General features: G+C 64.4%; 16 protein-coding genes. 2 read left to right on the top strand and 14 right to left on the bottom strand.

What is annotated here, in order from left to right; all coding sequences use genetic code 11:
- Positions 1-220: 220 nt before the first annotated feature.
- Positions 221-3,112 (top strand): EAL domain-containing protein, encoded by a 2,892-nt coding sequence (locus ACK543_RS11100; protein ID WP_409942908.1) that lies wholly within the window; start codon positions 221-223, stop codon positions 3,110-3,112.
- On the opposite strand, the gene ACK543_RS11095 is transcribed toward ACK543_RS11100, so the two are convergent.
- The 3 genes from ACK543_RS11095 to ACK543_RS11085 all read right to left on the bottom strand — a co-directional run bounded on the left by ACK543_RS11095 (position 3,090) and on the right by ACK543_RS11085 (position 7,938).
- On the bottom strand, positions 3,090-4,274 hold the full coding sequence (locus tag ACK543_RS11095; protein ID WP_409942907.1) for a phospholipase: 1,185 nt from the start codon (positions 4,272-4,274) through the stop codon (positions 3,090-3,092). The two genes, ACK543_RS11100 and ACK543_RS11095, sit on opposite strands and share 23 nt — an antisense overlap.
- 99 nt (positions 4,275-4,373) lie before the next feature.
- Complete coding sequence (locus ACK543_RS11090) at positions 4,374-5,201, bottom strand: HDOD domain-containing protein (protein WP_409942906.1); 828 nt, start codon at positions 5,199-5,201, stop codon at positions 4,374-4,376.
- 367 nt (positions 5,202-5,568) lie between these two features.
- Positions 5,569-7,938 carry a Tex family protein gene (locus ACK543_RS11085; RefSeq protein WP_409942905.1) on the bottom strand — a complete coding sequence of 790 codons (2,370 nt, stop codon included), beginning with the start codon at positions 7,936-7,938 and terminating at the stop codon, positions 5,569-5,571.
- Positions 7,939-8,354: 416 nt separating this feature from the next.
- On the opposite strand from ACK543_RS11085, the gene ACK543_RS11080 reads away from it, so the two are divergent.
- Positions 8,355-8,777, top strand: a complete 423-nt coding sequence (locus ACK543_RS11080; protein ID WP_409942904.1) for a hypothetical protein — start codon at positions 8,355-8,357, stop codon at positions 8,775-8,777.
- A gap of 155 nt (positions 8,778-8,932) precedes the next feature.
- On the opposite strand, the gene ACK543_RS11075 is transcribed toward ACK543_RS11080, so the two are convergent.
- The 11 genes from ACK543_RS11075 to ACK543_RS11025 form a co-directional block, all read right to left on the bottom strand.
- Positions 8,933-9,979: a diguanylate cyclase domain-containing protein gene (locus tag ACK543_RS11075; protein WP_409942903.1), complete on the bottom strand. Its 1,047-nt coding sequence runs from the start codon at positions 9,977-9,979 to the stop codon at positions 8,933-8,935.
- A 202-nt stretch (positions 9,980-10,181) separates the two neighbouring features.
- Positions 10,182-11,087, bottom strand: coding sequence for an SDR family oxidoreductase (locus tag ACK543_RS11070; protein WP_409942902.1), 906 nt, complete (start codon positions 11,085-11,087; stop codon positions 10,182-10,184).
- Between the two features lie 76 nt (positions 11,088-11,163).
- The gene (locus ACK543_RS11065; RefSeq protein ID WP_409942901.1) at positions 11,164-12,096 is read right to left on the bottom strand and encodes a glutathione S-transferase family protein; all 933 of its coding nucleotides are present in this window, start codon (positions 12,094-12,096) and stop codon (positions 11,164-11,166) included.
- A 66-nt stretch (positions 12,097-12,162) separates the two neighbouring features.
- A complete protein-coding gene (locus tag ACK543_RS11060; RefSeq protein WP_409942900.1) occupies positions 12,163-12,639 on the bottom strand; it encodes a GNAT family N-acetyltransferase in 477 nt (158 codons plus the stop codon).
- A gap of 172 nt (positions 12,640-12,811) precedes the next feature.
- Positions 12,812-13,828 (bottom strand): NADP-dependent oxidoreductase, encoded by a 1,017-nt coding sequence (locus ACK543_RS11055; protein WP_409942899.1) that lies wholly within the window; start codon positions 13,826-13,828, stop codon positions 12,812-12,814.
- A gap of 98 nt (positions 13,829-13,926) precedes the next feature.
- On the bottom strand, positions 13,927-14,358 hold the full coding sequence (locus ACK543_RS11050; RefSeq protein ID WP_409942898.1) for a PaaI family thioesterase: 432 nt from the start codon (positions 14,356-14,358) through the stop codon (positions 13,927-13,929).
- 131 nt (positions 14,359-14,489) lie between these two features.
- Positions 14,490-15,281: an SDR family oxidoreductase gene (locus ACK543_RS11045; protein ID WP_409942935.1), complete on the bottom strand. Its 792-nt coding sequence runs from the start codon at positions 15,279-15,281 to the stop codon at positions 14,490-14,492.
- Between the two features lie 459 nt (positions 15,282-15,740).
- A complete protein-coding gene (locus tag ACK543_RS11040; protein ID WP_409942897.1) occupies positions 15,741-15,950 on the bottom strand; it encodes a hypothetical protein in 210 nt (69 codons plus the stop codon).
- Position 15,951: 1 nt separating this feature from the next.
- Positions 15,952-17,841 (bottom strand): acyl-CoA dehydrogenase, encoded by a 1,890-nt coding sequence (locus tag ACK543_RS11035; protein ID WP_409942896.1) that lies wholly within the window; start codon positions 17,839-17,841, stop codon positions 15,952-15,954.
- Between the two features lie 138 nt (positions 17,842-17,979).
- Positions 17,980-19,155 carry an acetyl-CoA C-acyltransferase gene (locus ACK543_RS11030; protein WP_409942895.1) on the bottom strand — a complete coding sequence of 392 codons (1,176 nt, stop codon included), beginning with the start codon at positions 19,153-19,155 and terminating at the stop codon, positions 17,980-17,982.
- Positions 19,156-19,188: 33 nt separating this feature from the next.
- Positions 19,189-21,300, bottom strand: coding sequence for a 3-hydroxyacyl-CoA dehydrogenase NAD-binding domain-containing protein (locus ACK543_RS11025; RefSeq protein WP_409942894.1), 2,112 nt, complete (start codon positions 21,298-21,300; stop codon positions 19,189-19,191).
- Positions 21,301-21,810 lie beyond the last annotated feature (510 nt).

The raw sequence follows: 21,810 nt of genomic DNA, 5'->3' as shown, positions 1-21,810 counted from the left end.
AATTTGTCACAATTACCCAGATTCTTCAAAGCAGACTGTTCGTGACGGCGCAATGTTTCCGGAAGATGGCACAAGGCTGCCAGGGTGAACTGGGCCCTCAGCAACCGGGTCTTTCAGGTGGGTATGCAAAACGGGCACAGCCAGACACACGCGCCGTATGCATCGAAGGAATGCCGCACATTGATCAAAAACCATGATTCGAAGGCTGGAGCTGACACCTATGCGCACCGGCAATCTCAGTAGATGGTTCCTGGAAGGGACGTACCCCCGCCTGTACGTCCCGCTGCTGCTGATCATGTTGCTGGTCAGTGGCGTGCGCTACCATTTTCTGATCGGCTCCGAGGCTGCCAACATTGTCCGGGTGGCGGATGTCCAGGCAAGCTTGGCAGGAGCCACATTGTTGCCTGTGCTGGCGGCCGTGCCCGAAGGCGACGTGCAGGCTGCCACGGGTGCGCTGGAAAAGGGGGCTGCAGGCCTGGGCGAGGCCTGGGCCAGCCTGCGCTGGCAGGGACCTGGCGCGGAGCCGGTCGTCCTCGAACGCCCTCTCTCATCGGTCGATGCGCCCGCCTGGTTCGAGCGATGGCTAGATATCGACCCGCCAATCCGGCAGTTCGATGTCGCGGCCGCTGAAGGGCGCACAGGTCGCCTGACCATCACGCTCCAGCCAGGACCCCTGATTGCCCAGGCGTGGGACACCGTCGGGGTACAGATGCTCATCTCGGCGTTCAACATCTGCACCATCCTGCTCCTGCTCATGATGATCATGCGCGCCAACCTGCGCATCCAGCGCAGGCTGGCAGTCGCCACCCGCGCTTTTCGCAACGGTCACCTGGGCACCCGGATGGAGGTCAGTGGCACGCTGGAATCCCGCGCTATGGCCGAGGCATTCAACGATTTGGCGGGCAAGGTGCAGTCGCTGGTCCTCTCGCTGCATGAGGCACAGCGCCAGTACAGCGAGCAGCAGCACTTCCACCGACAACTCATCGACGCGCTGCCCGTGCCTGTTCTGGTGCGCGATGCCAACGGCAATCAGATCGAGACGAATCGTGCCTGGCAGCGCGTGGTGCATGCCGCCGCGGATGATCCCGCCGTATCAGCCCAGATGACACCAAAAGGTGATGACCCACACGCTGTCAGGGTACCAAGGCCGTCATTGTGGAGACGGCTGGCAGATGCGCACGACACAGATGTTCGCATCCCTCTCGCCGATGGCACTGAAAAGGAAATGGCGTGCCACGAGGCCAGCTTCACCACGGCCAGCGGCGCGGTCGCAGGCAAGATCAGCACGCTCTTGGACGTGACCGATCGCAACCGCGCGCACAAGGCGTTAGGGGCTGAAAGGGCACGCGTTGAGGTCATGCTGAGATCCATCGGCGACGGCGTCATCACCACCAACCCCAATGGTGAGGTCACTTCCATCAATGAGGCGGCACAGTTGCTGACCGGGTTCACCCGGCAGCAGGCGCTGGGCCGGCAGATCGATGAAGTCTTCCGCCTTGGCGAAGACCCGGTGAGCCACAGCATGGACACCGGGGACGGGAGTGAGACCATTCCCGGAGCCCTGCCGCTACCAGCCCCTGATGTGCTGCTACATCGCTCGGGCGAGCATTACGCCATCGAGTACACGGCATCGGCCATCCGCCAGCCCGACGGCAGCGCAGCCGGGTGCGTTCGGGTGTTCCGCGACATCACCGAAACCCGCAACCTGCGCCATCAAATCTCCTGGCATGCTCGCCACGATGCATTGACCGGTGCGTACAACCGGAACGCCCTGGCAGAGCGCCTGACCCACGCCATTTTTATGGCGCGGCAAAAAGGCACCCTGCTTGCCGTGTGCATGCTGGACCTGGATTACTTCCAGGCCATCAACGAGGCCCATGGCAACCGGTGGGGCGACCGCCTGCTCAAGGAGACTGCCAAGCGCCTGACGGCATACGCCAGCGGTCCTGCAGAAACTGTGGCGCGCATGGGGGGGGATGAGTTCGTCCTGTTGCTGGGCGATCAGACGGACATCGCATCCATCGAATCGCGCATCGCCGCCCTGCTGGAGCAACTGGCAGCGCCCTACGCCATTGATGACCGCACACTGAGCACCACCGTCAGCATTGGCGCAGCCGTGTTTCCCCACGACGACGCCAACCCCGACACCCTTTTGCGCCACGCCGACCAGGCCATGTTCCAGGCCAAGACCTTGGGCCGCAACCAGGTGCACTTTTTTGATGTGCAACGTGACCATGCGGTGCAGACGCTGCACATACGCCAAACCCGTATCGCACAGGCGATTGTGCTAGGCGAGCTGGTGTTGCACTATCAGCCCAAGGTCAACCTGCGCACGGGACAGGTGCTGGGCGTGGAAGCCTTGCTGCGGTGGCAGCACCCCGAGCAAGGTTTGCTGGGCCCGCAGCACATTCTGCCGCTGATCGAGCACACCGAGCTGATGGTCGACCTGGGCGAGTGGGTCACTCGCGAGGCATTGCGGCAGATGGGCGTGTGGACACGGGCAGGCGCGCAGTGGGAAGTCAGCATCAACGTCGACGCAACGCATTTTCACCGACCCAATTTCGTCGCGCGCCTCAAAGAATTCTTGCTGGCGGCGCCCGAGATCGACCCGTGTCGGCTGGAACTGGAGATCCTCGAGTCCGCAGCGCTCGAAGACGTGGAGCAGATGCGCAGCGTGATGCACGACTGCCAGGAACTCGGCGTGCGCTTTGCCCTGGATGACTTTGGCACGGGTTTTTCGTCACTGTCGTATCTCAAGCGCCTGAAGGCCGAGACCATCAAAATCGACCAGTCTTTCGTGCGCGGGCTGCTGCAAGGCGGCGATGACGCCACGCTCATCAGCGCCATCGTGGGCCTGGCCCGCGCATTTAGGCGGCATGTGCTGGCCGAAGGCGTCGAGACACCCGAGCAGGCCGCCCGCCTGCTCGAGCTCGGATGCGAGCGCGCGCAGGGCTTTGGCATTGCGCGACCCATGCCGGCCAGCGAGGTGCTGGGGTGGGCAAATGCCTATCGCAGAACCTGGCCGCCGCTTCCCGAGGGCAACACCATCGCTGAGGCAGCGCCGATTGCCTCTCACGCGCAGCACCTCCCTACAGTGCCTGGACAACGCTGATATCCGGGCGCTCCAGCCAGGCGGCCCATTCATCCACCAGTTGCTGGCTTGCACTGGTGGCAGCCAGCCATGCTTTCGCCCGGGCCGCAGTGTCGGTGCCGTAGTGGGTGAAGTCCTTGCGATCGGGCAGCTTGGCGTTGGGCAGCGTTCGCACCCACTCCGGGTTGGGCGACAAGACCACCATGCTGTCAAGGGCTGGCGTCGCCCTGTGGCGCCACTTGAGCGCCTTGTCCAGCCAGCCCGGTACCACCCGATGCTGAAAGTGTGGATACAGAACCAGTCCGCCCGGGTCGGGATATTCAGAGCTATTTTTCCGTGCCGCGCTTGCCCCTAAATCCGAAGCAGCTATATTTTCGATAGCGTTTTGCGCCAACGCGTGCGTGCGGTACGCAAGGTGCATGTGGTAGTCGGTGATGCCCCCGTCCCAGTAGGCGCCACGCGGTGCGCCAGGAATGTCGTGCACTGCCTGCAACACGAACGGGATCGAGCAGCTGGCCTGCAAGGCGGACATGAAGTTCTCGGCATGGAGGCCTACCTGCCGGGTGCGGTAGTCGCTCGTGGCAAACGGCAGCGCTGCAACGCCGCCCATCGCGCCAGCCTGGCTGGGCGAAGAAAACACCACCCTCTCAAGCCATGCCCCCAGGGCCTTGCGGTGCACGGCATTGGCCAAGAACGCGCCCAGGTAGCCAGTCGGAGTGATTAGCGGGTGCTCGCGCCGCAGCAGGTGCCGCCCGCGCGACGTGATGATGTGCAGGCGATAGCGCGGGTGGTCCAGAACCTCATGCACCCGCCCCCCGTAAAACGCATCCAGGTTGTGACGGAACCGCGCGCTGACATGGGCCGGGGAAGGCCGCTTTTTGCCTGGCGGGATCTCGTATTCCTGGTGGATGTAGTCCCGTTCAAGCCGTTCGAATGCAGCGACTGTGCTGTCAAGGCACGCCGTGGCCAACCGCCAGGCGCCGATGGACGCGCCCACCAGATCCACCGGTTGGCTCGACCTCAGCAACCAATGGCCAAAAATGTAGCGGTCGAGCGGGCCCAGGATGAGTCCCTTGGGTCCCCCCGCTGCGGCAGGAACCACGCCCACGTCCGATGGCTGCAGACCATGCCGGGCGATGTGCTGGCGGGCGCGGGGGCCGGCATGGATGTGCAGCGCTTTCATGGCGGCCATTGTCGCAAAGCAAACCTCGTGGCGCGGCGGTCACGCCCCACAGAGCCCGTCGCGACGGCAGCCCAAGCGGATCGCCGCTGGGCAGTCCGGTCACACCAAGTAGTCGTCGGAATCCGCTCGGACGGTCCAGTCGATCGGATCCTGCTGGAGGACCATATCGATATCCAAGCCCAGGGCAAGACCTACCTTGTCTGGGAACGACACCGTCAGTTCGCGGTTGTCCATCTCGGCCTCCAGAGCCCGGGCGCGCCACGCCGCCAGGTGGACCACGCCGCCCAGTGGCTCATAGGCGTTGTTCTCAAACGGCGCATTTTGGTGCTGCAGCGCATCGACCACGATTTCAGGCAGCTGCCAGCGCCGGGCCAAGCCAGCCGACACATCGACGTAGCAATACCCCAGCAAGCGCTGCTCAACCTTGGCACGGCGCAGGTCCAGCGGTGCCACCAGTGTGTCCACGGCAAGCGCGTGCTCCGGGTCGCCCAGGTGCATGGCAAGTTCACCCAAGGCATGTAGCAAGCCAGCCGAGTACGCCGCAATCTGGTTGCGGCGAACCAGAACCGCCAGTGAACGCGCCAGCTTGGCGGTATTGAGGCTGTAGCGCCAGAACTGCTGCATGTTCACCCCCGGTACCGACCGCGAGGAGCCGCCCAGCGTCGCCGTGGACACCAGGCTTTTCAAGGGCGCGGTGCCCAGCAATGCCAGCGCCTCAGGCACGCCTGAAATCCGCCGTGTGAGCCTGAAAGGGGGCGAATTGGCCAGCTCCAGCAGCCGCGCGGCCAAGACTGGATCAAGCCCAAAGAACTGGTTGAGACGGCGCAGGTTCGGCTCTGGCTGGCCAAGCTCGCTCATCAGCAGCGCCACTGCCCGCGGAAGACTTGGCAGGGCCAGGGGCCGTTCGATCAGTGTATTCAACTCCATCGTGTAGGGCGCATCGAGGTTAGAAATGTCGGCAGGCAACTGGCTTGGCGGTACTGTGACTGGGGCGCGCGCCCAGTGTCAAGCGCACGGCATATCTCCAACGCAGCATCGGTACTGGCTATGCGCCGCGAGCGCGGACACGGTGGATTATGACCCCGCCGGGACCAGCGACACGAAGGGTCGGCCCGGATGACTGCAGGGTTCCCTGCGGATCACAGCACGACAGGCAGTCGCTGACACGGGCGGCTGGGTCGCGGCCGACGCAGCACAACAGCAGACTCTCCGTTTGCCGCAGTGGCTTTCAGCCACACAGCGCATCTGTATCTGCCGCCCGCGCCTTGGCCGTCACATCGGGCACGCCACAGCCTTACCGGCCCTTACCCTGCTGCAGCTTGGCAAACGCGGATGCCATGGCCGACTGCTGCGCAGGCTCAGGCGCGCGGCGCTGGGGTTGAATGTAGCCGCGGCCCGCAGCTTCAAAGCGATTGCTGCGCGGCGCTCCAGGGTCACCGCCCGGGCGCGGCAACGCCTCGCCCAGCTTCATCGACAGCCCGATGCGCTTGCGCTCGACATCCACTTCCATGACCTTGACCTTGACGATGTCGCCCGTCTTGACGACCTCGCGCGCATCGCTCACGAACTTATGGGCCAGCTGGCTCACGTGCACCAAACCGTCCTGGTGCACGCCCAGATCAACAAAGGCACCAAACTGGGCCACGTTACTCACGGTGCCCTCCAGAATCATCCCTTCCTTGAGGTCCTTGATGTCCTCCACGCCATCGTTAAAGCGTGCCACCTTGAAGTCCGGGCGCGGGTCGCGGCCCGGCTTTTCCAGCTCGGAGAGGATGTCCTTGACGGTGATCACACCACACGTGTCATTGGCAAACAGTTCGGGCTTGAGGGTCTTGAGCATGTCGGTGCTCCCCATCAGCTCGGCGACCCGCTTACCGGTCTTCGCCATGATCTGCTCGACCACCGGATAGGTTTCTGGATGCACCCCGGTCATGTCCAGCGGGTTGTCGCCCCCGCGGATACGCAGGAACCCGGCGGCCTGCTCGAACGTCTTGGCGCCCAGGCCAGCGACGTCCAACAGCTGCTTGCGATTTTTGAACGCGCCATGCGCCTCACGCCAGCGAACCACTGCCCTGGCCACGCTGCCCGACAGACCCGACACGCGGCTCAACAGCGGAACGCTGGCCGTGTTCAGGTCCACGCCGACCGAGTTCACGCAATCTTCGACCACCGTGTCCAGCGTGCGCGCCAGCTCACTTTGATTCACGTCGTGCTGATACTGGCCCACGCCGATGCTCTTGGGGTCGATCTTGACCAGCTCGGCCAGCGGGTCCTGCAGCCGGCGGGCAATGGATGCGGCGCCGCGCAAACTTACGTCCACATCGGGCATCTCTTGCGATGCGAATTCGCTGGCCGAATAAACCGAGGCTCCCGCCTCGCTCACCACCACTTTTTCAATCACCCGGTCAGCCTTGGCCGCCAGCTTGATCAGGTCGGCGGCCAGCTTGTCGGTCTCGCGGCTGGCCGTGCCGTTGCCAATGGCAATCAGGTTCACTCCATGCCTCTCGGTCAGCTGGGCCAGCGTGTGCAGCGAACCTTCCCAATCGCGGCGAGGCTCGTGGGGGTACACGGTGGCTGTCTCCACCAGCTTGCCGGTGGCATCCACCACAGCCACCTTCACCCCGGTGCGGATGCCGGGGTCCAGCCCCATGACCACGCGCGGGCCGGCAGGGGCTGCCAACAGCAGGTCACGCAAATTGTCGGCAAACACCTTGATCGCCACCTTCTCGGCATCGTCACGCAGACGCGCAAACAGGTCGCGCTCGATCGACAGACTGAGCTTGACGCGCCAGGCCCAGGTCACGCACTTGCGGATCAGGTCGTCGGCCTTGCGCCCCTGGTGACTCCAGCCCAGGTGCAGCGCTATCTTGCCTTCGGCCAGGCTGGGCTTGCCGGGCTCGGGCTCCACTGGCAGCACCAGCTTGGCCTCAAGGATCTCCAGCGCACGGCCCCGAAACACGGCCAGCGCACGGTGCGACGGGACGCGGCCCATCGGCTCGTCGTAATCGAAATAGTCGCGGAACTTGGCGACCTCGGGGTCATTCTCGTTCTTGCCGTCAATTTTCTTGCTGCGCAGCAGGCCCTCGGCCCACAGCCACTCGCGCAGGCTTTGCACCAATACCGGGTCTTCGGCCCAGCGCTCGCTGAGAATGTCGCGCACTCCGTCGAGTACGGCGTGCACTGTGGAGAAGTCGGCCCCCGGCTTGCCGTCGTCAAGAACCTCGGGGGGCCTGGTGAACGCAGCGGCTTCTGCGGCGGGGTCCAGACTGGGGTCGGCAAAGAGCCGGTCGGCCAGGGGCTCGATGCCGAACTCGCGGGCCATCTGCCCCTTGGTGCGGCGCTTGTGCTTGAACGGCAGATAAATATCTTCCAGCGCCTGCTTGGTGGGGGCAGCCGCGATGGCGGCGCGCAGCGCATCGCTCAGCTTGCCCTGCTCGTCGATGCTCCTGAGCACGACCAGGCGGCGGTCTTCCAACTCACGCAGGTACGCAAGGCGGGCTTCCAGCTCACGCAGCTGGACATCGTTGAGCCCTCCGGTCACTTCCTTGCGGTAACGCGCGATAAAGGGCACGGTGGCGCCACCATCGAGCAGCTCGACGGCTGCACGCACCTGTTGTTCACTGACCCTGATTTCCTCGGCCAGCTGCCGGACGATCTGTTGCATGTGTGGCGAACTCTCTGAGACTCAAATATGGCACGAAGCGCGGGAGTGTGCCACAGCGCCACAGGGCATCAGCAAGCCGTGCCGGCGCTGCCACCGGCGCTCCTAGGAGCCTGTCGGACTTGGAAATCGTCGGCTGCAAATCGACCGCAGCGGTCCATTTTTATTGAGTCGGCACCTTTGAACTTGAACCAGCCGTTCGGGCTGAGCCTGTCGAAGCCTTGCGCAGAGCTTCGAACCGCATCAACGCATTCAAGTTGGTTGATGCCGACTCAATAACCGCCTTTTTGCCCCATAGCTCGGCTATGGGGCTGCAAATTCGGCAAAAACTGTCCTCGCTCTCGCCGATTTTCGCTTTCGACGCTCCAAGTCCGACAGGCTCCTAGAATGTCAGCGCAGCCAAGGTCGCAACCCTCGCCATGAACGCCGTTCCCTTTGCCATTCGCACCGAATGCCCGCCGGGCGCGTGCGTCTGTCAGCGGGACACACTCTTGCAGACGCCAGGCGCGGACCTGCGCGTGCTGCAGCTCACCAGCGCCCAGGAAAAAGTGCTGATCCAACGACTTGAAAGCCTGAGCAGCCTGGCAGACCTGCGCCATATGCAGCATCGCATGGAGCAGCAGCTGGGAATACGCTTGGCGATTGAGACCGGCCCGCGCGAGGTACGCACCGTGCGCGGCCTGACCGTGCTGGTGCTGGAACAGCCCGGCCTGTGCCGCAAGACCCAGCAGTCCATTCCCGCAGCGATTCGCCGGAGCATGGACCGCTGTCCCGAGATTGCATGGGCTTTGCTGGACGAAACCGGGCTGTTTGCCGAACCGGGCGAGTCGGCCACCGACTGAAGACCTCCACAGTAACGGCGCATGCGTGAAGGCCGATGCCGTGCCGTGAAGCATGTTGAACTGAACGCAAGGCCGATCGACGTGCGCGTTGCCTTGCTACGAAAAGGCTTGCAAGCTGGCCTGCAGGAAGCCTCTTTTGAAGCGCCCCTTGGCGCTCAGGCGCCCACCGGGCTGGCGGGGGCGGGCTCAATGCGGTTGCGTCCGCGCTCCTTGGCCTGGCGCACGGCGCGGTCCACGGCGCGCAGCAGTTCCTGCGGGTTCTGATCGCGCTGCGGCGGGCCACTGCAGGCCACGCCCAGGCTTGCGCAAACCCTTGCGGGAACGGCGCCCTCATGCGGCAGTGACAGCGCTGAAATGGCGGCCACGGCACGCTGTGCAAACCCATGGGCCACGGCTTCGTCCGCGCCGGGCAATACGAGCATGAAAACATCGCCCTCCCAGCGCGCTGCCACCGCGCCGCGCGGGTCCTGCGCCGCCAGTTGCGACAGGGCAAGCGCCACGGCCTGCAGACAGCGGTCGCCCGCCAGGCGTCCGTAGCGGGTATTGAAATCCTTGAATGCGTCCACATCGACCATCACCAGTGCCAGCGGCGTGACGGACCGCTGGGCGCTGGCCCAAGCAGCAGACAGCAGGGCTTCGGCATGGCGCCGGTTGGGCAGGCCAGTGAGCGCATCGGTATGCAAGAGCTGGTGGATGCGCATCTGCGCGTCGGCCAGGGCCTGGGTGCGCGCATCCAGTTGGGTCTGCAGATCGCGGTTGCGCCCGTGCAACTCGTCCAAGGGGGTATCGCTGCCTGCGACATACGTGCCTTGCGGCACAGAGCTGCTGCTGTGCACGATCCTCCAGTCGTCGGGGGCCTCAAGGCGAAACACCAGCACCAGCCGGACGGTCTGGCTGGTCACCTGCCCATCGGGCAACGGCCGGTGGATGTGCAAGCACCCCGTGGCTGCGACAAGATCAGGGCCGAGATCCTGCGGATGGAAGTCCACCGTTTCAATGCGAAGATGATCCGGTCGCTGCGCGAAATCCTGTAGCGTGAGATCGACCCAGCGGCTGCGCCCCTTGACCAGTTGGTCACCATGCGCCGTGAAGCCGCAAAACGCCTCGCTGAACCGTGTGAGCAGCCCGGCGTCGCGGTGGGCGTACATCGCGATGGTCTCGTCAAAGAGCATGCGGATGAGCCTTTGGCGCTCAGTAGGCATAGGGCGGGGTGGTGCGTGGTGGGTTGAAAGGTGCAACAGGCCAGACTCTGCGGCGCAATGTAACACCGCGCCGTCGGCATCCCCATAGGGTGCACCCTGCGGTGGCCACGCCCCATGCACAGACCGCCCTCGCGCTGGGCTTTCGGTCTGCGCGATGGCGGCCGCTCACAGATGCGGGCGCGGCCGCCACGCCCAGCGCGGATCAGTCGGATCGCAATGCGGCCCGCAGTTGGGCTCCCAGCTCGGGCCGGGCTTCGAACGGATCGCTGGGGTTGCGCCCCATCACCACGTCCTCCAGGCGCGTCTGCACCGAGGCGAGCGCCTTGGGGTGGCTGTAGATGTAGAACTGGCCCTGCGCGGCGGCGTCAAACACCTTTTGCGCCACCTCGGCGGCCGTGACCTTGCCGCTGCTCACGGCCTTGTCGCTCATCGCCTGGCCGATGAGCTGGCTTTTGGTGGGCCGGTCTATGGCCATGTCTTGCGGACGGTTGCGATGGCTCTGGCTGATGCCCGTGGGTACAAAATACGGACACAACACGCTGGCGCTGATCTGGTCAGTCACCAGGCGGAGATCCTGGTACAGCGTTTCGGACAGGCTGACCACCGCGTGCTTGCTCACGTTGTAGATGCCCATGTTGGGGGCGTTGAGCAGGCCGGCCATGCTGGCCGTGTTAACGATGTGCCCGCGCCAGGTGGGGTCGGCCTTGGCGGCGGCCAGCATCATCGGCGTGAACAGTCGCACGCCGTGCACCACACCCATCAGGTTCACGCCCAGCACCCATTGCCAGTCGATGGCCGAGTTTTCCCACACCAGGCCGCCCGCGCCCACTCCCGCGTTGTTGAACACCAGGTGCGGCGCGCCAAAGCGCTGCTGCACATCGGCGGCCAGTTGCTCCATCTGCGCGGCGCTGGATACATCGACCTTGCACGACAGCACCTGCGCCCCGGCGGTCTGCATTTCGGCGGCGGCTGCATCAAGCGCGTCCTGCTGCACATCGACCAGAACAAGGTTCATGCCCAGGCGGGCCCCGATGCGCGCGCATTCAAGACCAAAGCCCGAGCCGGCGCCGGTGAGCACGGCGGTTTTGCCGGAAAAGCGGTCGATCATGGGTGTGTCTCCTTCAGTGCGTAACGATCGCGGGTATTCGACTGCATCCGGCGTTCCCTTGCTGGGCGGGCTCTGCTCAGAGGCATGCTCGGAGGACATATCCGATGCGCGGGAAATGCACATGCACCGTTCCCGCACGCGGGTCAGTCCGGCGCAGGCTGTAGCGGGTGCGGGTGGCGGCGATCAGCTCGCCCTCGGTCGGCTCGGTGCCGAAGCTTTCAGCCGCAACCGTCACCTGGCTGCCCAGCGGGATGCCGTGTTCATCCTGGAACACATCGCCAACCAAAGGCAAGGGATCCGACCCCGCCGCCACGGCGATGGCACTGTGCGCGGTGAACGGCTCCATGCGGCCATGGCCCATGTCGGCCATGCGGTCCATCCACTCCAGCACGGCAGGTGTGGCCGTGAAGATGTCGGACATCAACGGCACACACTGGCGCGTGAACCACAGCGGATGGTAAGCCGCGAAGTCGGCCAGGCAGGGCGCGGCGCCGAAGAGAAAGTCGTGCTCTTCAACCATGTGCGCAATGCGGCGCAGGTATGAGCGGTAGGCAGCCGTGGCGTCCTCGGGCCGGTCGCGGCGCATGCCGCCGCTCATGGCGCGGCGGTCGGCTGCAAACACCTGGGCCGCTTCGGCGGGCAGCTTGGCAAACAACAGGGCTGCACCCTTGGGCTGCAGGTTGTAGGCCATGGCAGCCCAGAACAGCGTGGAGTCGGCCCACTGCGCAAACACGCGCGCCACGCCTTTGATGTGTGGCGGGTAGAGCATGGGCTCGGGCTGCTCGTGCTCCAGCACATCGCAGATCAGGGCCGAGTCGCAGTAGATGTCGGAGCCGACCTGCAGGATGGGCGTCTTGCGGTAGCCGCCGGTGAGCGCCACCACATCGGGCTTGGGCATGACGCTGGGGATGATGACGGACTTCCAGGCCAGTTGCTTGTAGCCCAGCACGGCGCGGATCTTTTCGGAGAACGGCGACGACGGGTAGTGGTGCAAGATGAGGTGGGACATCGGTTTCTCCGCTGAAGATCTGCCGGTCACTGGCCCCTACTGACCCGTGCCCGGCTCGGGTGGTGGTCACGATGATGGGGCTGATCCGTTAGGGGTCGCACTTCTGAGCATCTCGACATGGGGAATGTGATCTTCCAGATATTCCTCAGACACCGCCGTGAAGCCCAGGCTGCCGTAAAAACCCCGCAAATGGGCCTGCGCGCTGATGCGGATGCCCTGGCCCGGCCAGGCCTCCTGGCAACGGGCAATGCCCTCTTGCATGAGTGCCCGGCCAGTGCCGTTGCCGCGCGCGTGCCTGGCGGTCACCACCCGGCCGATGGAGGGCTCGGGGTAGTTCACCCCCGGGTCCACCACGCGCAGGCAAGCCTGCAGCGCGCCCGCAGCGTCATACCCGAGCAGGTGGTACGACCGCTTGTCCGCTGCGTCCGGGTCCTGGTAGGGGCCTTGCTCCAGGATGAAGACCTCGCAGCGCAGCGCAAGCGCGTCGTGCAGCGCGTGCACGCCCAGGTCATCAAAGCGGGCCCACACCCATCGGATTGTCATGGGCGCATTCCGAAAAAATCGGGCGTGAGCACCGCCGGTGCGACTGATGCGCCCCACGCCGGAGCCGCTGCGCCAGGGCCGCCGCGCCACGCCGCGATCGCATCCGTTGCCGGTGGCGGTAGCGGCAGCGTCCCTCTAGCGAAGGCAGGCGCAAAGTAACTCAAGCGATACCTCACACCAGCTTGACGAGTTGCTTGCCGAAATTTTTGCCCTTGAGCAGACCCAGGAAGGCTTCGGGCGCCGCAGCGATGCCCTGGGCAACGGTCTCGCGCGGGCGCAGCTTGCCCGTGGCCACCAGCATGCCCAGTTCCTTGAGGGCCTCCGGCCACACCTCCATGTGCTCGCTGACGATGAAGCCCTCGACCCTCAAGCGGTTGATGAGGATGAGCGCAGGGTTCTGCAACGGCAGCGGCTGGCCGTCGTAGCCGGCGATCATGCCGCACACGGCCACGCGGGCAAACGCATTGGTGCGCAGCAGCACGGCGTCGAGGATGTAGCCGCCTACGTTTTCAAAATGGCCGTCGATGCCGTTCGGGCAGGCTTCCTTGAGGGCTCTGGACATGGACTTGAGGTCGCCATGCTCGCGGTGGTCAATGCACACGTCAAAGCCCAGTTCTTCGGTGGCGTATTTGCACTTGTCGGGGCCACCCGCAATACCCACCACGCGGCAGCCACGGGCCTTGGCCAGCGCGGCAAACGCACTGCCCACCGCACCGGTGGCAGCGCTCACCACCACGGTCTCGCCCGCCTTGGGGGCGATGATTTTCACCAGGCCGTACCAGGCCGTCACGCCGGGCATGCCGACGGCCCCCAGGTAGTGCGACAGCGGCACATGGGTTGTATCCACCTTGCGCAGCGCGCCCACGGCGTTGCCGTCAACCACCGAGTATTCCTGCCAGCCACCCATGCCCACCACCTTGTCGCCCACGGTGTACCTGGTGCTGCGGCTCTCGACCACCTCGCCCACCGTGCCGCCAATCATCACCTCACCCAGGGCCTGCGATGCGGCGTAGCTCTTGCCCTCATTCATGCGGCCGCGCATGTAGGGGTCCAGGCTCAGGTAGTGGTGGCGCACCAGCACCTCACCGTCTTTGAGCGCGGGGGTGTCGGTAGCGATCAGCTTGAAGTTGCTGGCCACGGCTTCGCCCTGGGGGCGGTTGTCGAGAACGATTTGCTGGTTGCGGGGCATGGGCGAACTCCTTCAAAAATGCTGTAAATGCTATTTTTTTGATAGCTGCTATCGCATACACATCAAGCGTAAACGCTATTTTTACTTCAATTTTTCACTCAATCGGTGGAAATGACCCTGAGGTTGTTGACATTGCGCCCGTCCACCGGCAAGCGCTTGACGTACTTGAACGTGCCCGTAGCGTGGCAACACACCCTGCCCTGCGCGTCAACCACCGTGCCTTCGGTGAAGGCCATGGTGGCGGTGCGATGGATGAGCCGCCCCCTGGCCACCAGCGGGCCGCGCGCGGGCTGCATGAAGCTGGTCTTCATCTCGATGGTGACCACGCCCATCTCGGGCGTCAGACTGCGCGCCGCGGTGGCCATGGTCACGTCCAGCAGCGTCATCGACGCGCCGCCGTGGGTCACTTCAAACGAGTTCAGATGCTCGGGCCTGGCCTCGTAGCGCAGCTCCGACTCACCACCTTCCATGCGGTGCAGCGTGAAGCCCAGGTGGCTGACAAACGGAATTTCGACACCGAAACTTTTCAAGGGATTTCCTTAGAACTTAGGCATCAATGCACCTGAAGCCGCCCACGCTGAGCTTGTCGAAGCGCCGCGCAAGGCCTGGACATGCTCAGCCCGAACGGGTGTTTCGGGTGCAACGATCCCGACTCAATGAATCAACCGCCGGTAACGATACTCACCCCGCCGTCCACAGCCAACCACTGACCCGTGATGTGCTTGCCAGCATCCGACGCGTACAACACGCACAGACCCTTCAGATCCTCATCATCGCCCAGGCGGCCCAGCGGCGCATGCGCGGCCAGGGCCTCCTCGCCCAGGGCCTGGAGCGTGCCAGCGGTCATCTTGCTCGGGAAGAAACCCGGGCAGATTGCGTTGACACGGATGTTGTACTTGCCCCATTCGGCCGCCAGCGCACGGGTGAAGTTGATGACCGCACCCTTGGATGTGTTGTAAGCAATGGTGTTCATCCGCTTGGGGTTGCCGCCCAGGCCCGCAATCGACGCCACGTTGATGATGCTGCCACATTTACGCGCAATCATGCTGTGCTTGGCAAGATGCTGAGAGAGGATGAAATAGCCGCGCACATTGAGGTTCATCACCTTGTCCCAGGCCTGCACGGGATGGTCCTCGGCCGGAGCGCCCCAGGCGGCACCCGCGTTGTTCACCAGGATATCCACGCCGCCCATGCGCTGCAGCGTCTGATCAGCCAGGCGACGGATGTCGGCCTCATCGGCGCAGTCCGCCGCGATCCAGCGCGCGTCGATGCCCGCAGCCTGCAGTTCGGCAACAGCTTCTTCCAGATCGGAGGCCTTGCGCGAGCTGAGCATGATGCGTGCGCCCGCCTCACCCAGCGCGTGCGCCAGTTGCAACCCCAGTCCGCGCGAGCCGCCGGTCACAAGGGCCGTCTTGCCCGTCAGGTCAAACAGTTGCTCAATGGTGCGGGCAATCATGGGGTCTCCTGGCATTGAATGGCGCACGACTGGGCGCGGGATCGGAGTGTGCCGCAGCGAGGCTGCTGGCATCGTCCGTGCTGCACCATTGGCGCTTGCGTCGCTGGTGACATTGTGCGGTGCTTGCGAAGCACGCCGTGTCGCTTGCGCGGCTCGCGGCGCCCCGCCCTCTGTTCAACCTAAAAACGGCAGTTGACCGCTTGTCATCTTGCCGCACACCGCGTGGACTCGGGTCTTGGGTTGTTTTTGCAGCCTCACCTTGGGGGTGACAGCGCTATTCACTTGCCAGCACCGCTTTTGGAGCGCCATGCGGTGTTGCTCCTCCTTGCAGGCACGAGCCTGCCGCGTCGTCGCGCCTTGCCTGGCGCCCCAAAAGCAGCGCTGACAAATGCATCCAACTGCCGTTTTTAGGTTCAAGCGGGTACCGGGCCGGGCCCGCTGCGGGGGCCTGTGGCCTCAGCGATCCGCGTCCGGCTTCATGCGTGCGCGCACGAAGATCAGCACCACGCCCACGGCGGCGACGAGGCCACCGGCCACGCCCAGCGTCCAGCCCAGCGCGCCATCCGCACGCGCCGTGGCGATGCCGAGGACCAGGGTGAGCAGGCCGCCGTAGATCAGCACCCAGATGAGCGTCTGCAAGCGCTGCAATGTTCGCAGGGTCGCCATATCAGAAGGCATCCTCCGGGAACGCCGCACAGGTGGCATCGCGGCTGTGCACCACCTGCAGCCAGGCTTCGATCTTGGGCAGCTCGTAATGGAAGAAATAGCGCGTAGCGCCCAGCCGCCCTGCCGTGGGAGCCTGCGCCTGGCCTGCGTCGGCAGCCAGAGCAGCCAGCGCTACGTCCAGCCAGATCCAGGCCAGCACCGTGTGGCCAAACGCTTGCATGTATGGCACGGCGTTGGCCAGCGCATCCGCTGGTTGGCCCGTGGCCCAGGCCGATTGGGTCGCCGCGCCCACGTGCTGCAGCGCTGCGCCCAGCGCGTTGGCGTGGGCTGCCAGCGTGGGCACCTGGATGGCGCGTTCGATGGTGGCATTGATGCGACCCGCCAGCAGCGTGAGGCCACGGCCGCCCTCCATCAGTACCTTGCGGCCCAGCAAATCCATGGCCTGGATGCCATGGGTGCCTTCGTGGATCATGTTCAGGCGGTTATCGCGCCAGTATTGCTCGACCGGAAAGTCGCGCGTGTATCCATAGCCGCCGTGGATTTGGATGGCCAGGCTGTTGGCCTCCAGGCACCACTCACTGGGCCAACTCTTGGCAATGGGGGTGAGCACCTCCAGCAGCATGCAGGCATCGTCGGCCAGGGCGGCTTCGCCAGTGCGCATCTCGTCGACCAGGCGGGCGCAATACAGGTTGAGCGCCAGCGCGCCTTCGCCATAGGCCTTTTGCGCCAGCAGCATGCGCTTGACGTCGGCATGCTCAATGATGCGCACCTGGGGCTGCGCGGCGTCTTTCACCACCGCCGGGGCTGCGCCCACCGCCGTCTGCCCGCCCTGCGCGGGGCGGCCCTGGGGACGGTTTCGGGCGTAGTCCAGACTGGCGTAGTAACCGGCCAGGCCCAGCATGGTGGCCGCCATGCCCACGCCAATGCGGGCCTCGTTCATCATGTGGAACATGCAGTGCAAGCCCTTGCCCGGCTGGCCGACGAGGTAGCCTACGGCACCAGCCCGCCCGTCCACCGGGTACTTGCCCTCGCCAAAGTTGAGCAGCGTGTTGGTGGTGCCGCGCCAGCCCAGCTTGTGATTCAGGCCTGCCAGCGCCACATCGTTGCGCACGCCAGTCAGCCTGCCTTCGGCATCCACCAGCTTCTTGGGAACGATGAACAGCGAAATGCCCCGGGTGCCAGGCACCAGCTTGCCATCGGGGCCGGGAATCTTGGCCAGCACCAGGTGGATGATGTTGTCGGTCAGCTCATGCTCGCCCGCCGAAATCCACATCTTGTTGCCCTGAAGGCGGTAGCGCGGTCCCAGCGGGTCGCTTTGCCAATGGACGGCGCCATCGGTGGCTACCGCCGGGCCCTCGTCGGGTACTGCGCGTGTGGCCACATCACTGAGCGACGAGCCCGCCTGCGGCTCCGACAGGCACATGGTTCCCGAGAAGCGGCCCGAAAATTCGTTGAGTGCAAACACCTTTTTTTGCAGCGCGGTGCCGTGCGCCATCAGCAAATTCGCGTTGCCCACCGTGAGCAAGCCAGCGCCGATGCTGACCGACGCGGCCGCAAAAAAACTGTTGGCTGCAGCCTCCACCGTGTAGGGCAACTGCATGCCGCCGACGTCGTAGTCCTGCGCGGCGCTGAGCATGCCCGACTCCGCGTATGCCTTGTGCGCATCGTGCGTGCACCGCGGCAGCGTCACCGTCTCGCCATCGAAGTGCGGCTCCTGGGTATCGACCGTGCGGTTGAACGGAGCGTACTTCTCGCGGGCAATGCGCTCGCAGGTATCGAGCACGGCGTTGAAAGTGTCGCGGGAGTGGTCGGCAAAGCGCTCCCGCTCACGCAGCGTATCTACCTCCAGCCACTGGTACAGCAGAAACTCAATGGTGGGGCGCAGGCTCATGGGCTTTGAGGCAAAGGTGGCGTTTGGGGCCTGTCGATCAACAAGCGGAAGCTACAACAAAAACAGGGCCAAAGCCACAAAAACCCCGGCACGCGACCGCAAGCCACAGGCCATGCACAGGGCGATCGGGGCCATGGATCAGAGCACCTCGAAGATCCCGGCAGCACCCATACCGCCACCAATGCACATGGTCACGCACACCTTTTTCGCACCGCGGCGCTTGCCTTCAATCAGTGCATGACCCGTCAGGCGCTGGCCCGACACACCGTAGGGATGGCCCAGGGCAATCGCGCCGCCATTGACGTTCAGGCGATCGGCCGGAATGCCAAGCGTATCGCGGCAATACAGCACCTGCACGGCAAAGGCTTCGTTCAGTTCCCACAGGTCGATATCCTGCACCGCAAGGCCCAGCTTCTTGAGCACCTTGGGCACGGCAAAGACGGGGCCGATACCCATCTCGTCCGGCTCGCATCCTGCCACCGCAAAGCCCAGAAACCGGCCCAGCGGCTTGAGCCCCTTCTTGCTGGCATACGCCTCGCTGGTCACCACGCAGGCACCGGCACCGTCTGAAAACTGGCTGGCATTGCCGGCTGAGATCAGGCCACCCGGCAGCGCCGAGCGCAAGCCGCTGATAGCCTGCACCGTGGTGCCTTCGCGCGTGCCCTCGTCCCTGCTCACGGTCACTTGCCGGGTGATCAGCCCCAGGGTCTTGTCGGCCACGCCGGCGGTCACGCTGATGGGCGCGATCTCGGCATCAAACAGGCCGGCGGCTTGTGCGGCGCACGCCTTTTGCTGGCTGGCCGCACCGTACTCGTCCATGGCTTCGCGGCTGATTTGGTAACGCTTGGCCACCTGTTCGGCGGTTTGCAGCATGCTCCAGTAAATCTCGGGCTTGTGCTTGGCCAGGGCCAGGTCCTGAATCATGTGCAGGTTCATCTCCTGCTGAACACAGGAGATGCTCTCAACGCCGCCCGCCACGAACACGTCGGCTTCACCGGCAATCACACGCTGCGCCGCCAGGGCAATGGTCTGCAGGCCCGACGAGCAAAAGCGGTTGACCGTCATGCCCGAGGCCGTGATGGGCAGGCCCGCCTTCAGTGCGATCTGGCGCGCGATATTCATCCCCGTCGCGCCTTCGGGGTTGGCGCAGCCCATGATGACGTCGTCCACGTCAGCGGGGTCAATGCCGGCACGCTGCACGGCGTGCTGCACGACATGGCCGCCCAGGGTGGCACCATGCGTCATGTTGAAGGAACCCTTCCAGCTCTTGGCAAGCGGGGTACGGGCGGTGGAAACAATCACTGCGGAGGTCATGTGGAATCCTTTGCTCGGTAAGAAGAAGCGCGCTTACTGGAAAGCCTTGCCTTCAGCGGCCAGCTTGGCCAGCAGCGGCGCGGGTTTCCAGAACGCGGCGTCATCCAGCGGGTTCTTGGCAAAGCGGTTCATCGCCTGCACCACGTTGAAAAGGCCGACTTCGCTGGCGTAGTGCATGGGGCCGCCCCGGTGGATGGGAAAGCCATAGCCAGTGAGGTACACCATGTCGATATCGCCGGACTTGCTGGCAATGCCGTCTTCCAGGATGTGCGCGCCTTCATTGACCAGAGCAAACACCAGGCGCTGCACGATTTCCTCGTCTGAAATTTTGCGCGGCGTGATGCCCAGGGCCGAACGGTGGTCTTCGATCATCGCGTTGACCAGGTCGCTCGGGATCGCATCGCGCTTGCCGGCCTGGTAGTCATACCAGCCTGCACCGGTTTTCTGTCCAAAGCGGCCGAGTTCGCACAGCTTGTCGGCCGTGCGGCTGTACTTCATGTCGGCGCGCTCGACTGCGCGGCGCTTGCGGATGGCCCAGCCAATATCGTTGCCCGCCAGGTCACCCATGCGGAACGGGCCCATGGCAAAGCCGAAGGCCTCGATGGCCTTGTCCACCTGCTGGGGCGTGCAGCCTTCGTCCAGCAAAAAGCCCGCCTGGCGGCTGTACTGCTCGATCATGCGGTTGCCGATGAAGCCATCGCACACGCCCGAAACCACCGAGGTCTTCTTGATCTTCTTGGCCGTCGCCATCACGGTGGCCAGCACGTCCTTGGCGGTTTCCTTGCCGCGCACCACTTCCAGCAGTTTCATCACGTTGGCGGGGCTGAAAAAGTGCATGCCCACGACGTCCTGCGGGCGCTTGGTAAAGGCCGCGATCTTGTCCACGTCCAGCGTCGAGGTGTTGGACGCCAGGATGGCACCGGGCTTGGCCACGGCGTCAAGCTGCTTGAACACGGCTTCTTTGACGCCCATCTCTTCAAAGACGGCCTCAATGATGAGATCGCAGTCCTTGAGGTCGTCGTAGGTCAGCGTGGTGCTCAGCAGGGCCATGCGCTGCTCGTAGTTGTCCTGCTTGAGCTTGCCCTTGCTGACCTGGGCTTCGTAGTTCTTCCGGATCGTGGCCACACCGCGGTCCAGGGCCTCCTGCCTCATCTCCAGAATCTTGACCGGGATGCCTGCGTTCAGGAAGTTCATTGAAATACCCCCACCCATGGTGCCCGCGCCGATCACGCCCACCCGCTTGATGTCGCGCTGGGGGGTGTCGGCTGCCACGTCAGGAATCTTGCTTGCAGCACGCTCGGCCATGAACAGGTGGCGCAGCGCGCGCGATTCAGGCGTCCACATCAGGTTGATGAAGATCTCGCGCTCGACGGCCATGCCATCGGCAAACTTCTTTTTTGTGGCGGCTTCGACGGCGTCCACGCACTTGACTGGTGCCGGGAAGTGCTTGGCCATGCCCTGGACCATGTTGCGCGCGAACTGGAAGTACGCGTCGCCCTCGGGATGCTTGCAGGGAAGGTTGCGAACCAAGGGCAGCGGTCTGCCCCCGACATGGTCTTCGGCCACGCGCTGGGCAAACGCCAGGGCTTCCGCCGCAAGCGACTCGGCCGACGCGGACATCGTGTCAAACAGCTTTTGGCCGGACATCGCAGCAATGATTTCGCTTTTGACCGGCTCACCGCTCACGATCATGTTCAGGGCTGCCTCGACACCGATCACGCGGGGCAGTCGCTGCGTGCCGCCCGCGCCAGGGATCAGGCCCAGCTTGACCTCCGGCAGGGCAATCGCGCAACCAGGGGCCGCGATGCGGTAGTGGCAACCCAGGGCCAGCTCCAGGCCGCCGCCCATGGCAACGCTGTGGATGGCGGCGACCACCGGCTTGGGCGAGTGTTCGATGGCAGCGATCACCGACAGCAGGTTCGGCTCTTGTAACGACTTGTCGGTGCCAAATTCCTTGATGTCGGCGCCGCCGGAAAACGCACCACCCGCGCCAGTGATCACGATGGACGTGACCGCTGCATCCGCATGGGCTCGACCCAGGCCTTCAACGATGCCCTGGCGGGTTGCCAGACCCAATCCATTGACGGGGGGGTTCGCCAGCGTGATCACGGCAACCGAGCCGTGGACTTTGTATTCAGCGGTCATGCTGTTGCTTCCTTGGAAAGTGACAAAAGAACGGTCGTGCTTTTTTTATTGTAGAGACTTCAAACCCACCTCACGTTTCAATTTGTCCCGGGCGGGACAAAGGGGTCGGCGGAGTCACCCTAAAAACGGCAGTTGACCGCTTGTAATCTTGGCGCACACCGCGTGGGCTCTGGCCTTGGGTTGTTTTTGCAGCCTCACCTTTGGGGTGACAGCGCTATGCACTTGCCAGCACCGCTTTTGGAGCGCCATGCGGTGTTGCGCCTCCTTTCAGGCACGAGCCTGCCGCGTCGTCGCGCCTTGCCTGACCCCCCAACAGCAGCGCTGGCAAAAGCATCCAACAGCCGTTTTCAGGTTGAACCAACGTCGTATTGTGTATCCCACTGGGAGCGCCCCGATTGCTGCCGACCCCCCCCCCCCGCCCCCATCTGGCCCACTGGCCGGCCCGCCTGCCGCTGGAGTTGCAGGTGCCGGCGACCTCCCTGTGGGTGAACCTGGGGGTGCCGGCGCGGC

It is taken from the genome of Acidovorax sp. (assembly GCF_046341535.1).
Taxonomy (GTDB): Bacteria; Pseudomonadota; Gammaproteobacteria; order Burkholderiales; family Burkholderiaceae_C; genus Acidovorax.
The sequence above is the reverse complement of the archived record's forward strand: the minus strand, read 5'-3'. Positions and strand labels throughout refer to the sequence as shown.

What these genes read in the sequence shown, in the direction of transcription:
- ACK543_RS11100 (WP_409942908.1), top strand. Translation starts at nt 221, where the DNA reads ATGCGCACCGGCAATCTCAGTAGATGGTTCCTGGAAGGGACGTACCCC.
- ACK543_RS11095 (WP_409942907.1), bottom strand. Translation starts at nt 4,274, where the DNA reads ATGAAAGCGCTGCACATCCATGCCGGCCCCCGCGCCCGCCAGCACATC.
- ACK543_RS11090 (WP_409942906.1), bottom strand. Translation starts at nt 5,201, where the DNA reads ATGGAGTTGAATACACTGATCGAACGGCCCCTGGCCCTGCCAAGTCTT.
- ACK543_RS11085 (WP_409942905.1), bottom strand. Translation starts at nt 7,938, where the DNA reads ATGCAACAGATCGTCCGGCAGCTGGCCGAGGAAATCAGGGTCAGTGAA.
- ACK543_RS11080 (WP_409942904.1), top strand. Translation starts at nt 8,355, where the DNA reads ATGAACGCCGTTCCCTTTGCCATTCGCACCGAATGCCCGCCGGGCGCG.
- ACK543_RS11075 (WP_409942903.1), bottom strand. Translation starts at nt 9,979, where the DNA reads ATGCCTACTGAGCGCCAAAGGCTCATCCGCATGCTCTTTGACGAGACC.
- ACK543_RS11070 (WP_409942902.1), bottom strand. Translation starts at nt 11,087, where the DNA reads ATGATCGACCGCTTTTCCGGCAAAACCGCCGTGCTCACCGGCGCCGGC.
- ACK543_RS11065 (WP_409942901.1), bottom strand. Translation starts at nt 12,096, where the DNA reads ATGTCCCACCTCATCTTGCACCACTACCCGTCGTCGCCGTTCTCCGAA.
- ACK543_RS11060 (WP_409942900.1), bottom strand. Translation starts at nt 12,639, where the DNA reads ATGACAATCCGATGGGTGTGGGCCCGCTTTGATGACCTGGGCGTGCAC.
- ACK543_RS11055 (WP_409942899.1), bottom strand. Translation starts at nt 13,828, where the DNA reads ATGCCCCGCAACCAGCAAATCGTTCTCGACAACCGCCCCCAGGGCGAA.
- ACK543_RS11040 (WP_409942897.1), bottom strand. Translation starts at nt 15,950, where the DNA reads ATGGCGACCCTGCGAACATTGCAGCGCTTGCAGACGCTCATCTGGGTG.
- ACK543_RS11035 (WP_409942896.1), bottom strand. Translation starts at nt 17,841, where the DNA reads ATGAGCCTGCGCCCCACCATTGAGTTTCTGCTGTACCAGTGGCTGGAG.
- ACK543_RS11030 (WP_409942895.1), bottom strand. Translation starts at nt 19,155, where the DNA reads ATGACCTCCGCAGTGATTGTTTCCACCGCCCGTACCCCGCTTGCCAAG.
- ACK543_RS11025 (WP_409942894.1), bottom strand. Translation starts at nt 21,300, where the DNA reads ATGACCGCTGAATACAAAGTCCACGGCTCGGTTGCCGTGATCACGCTG.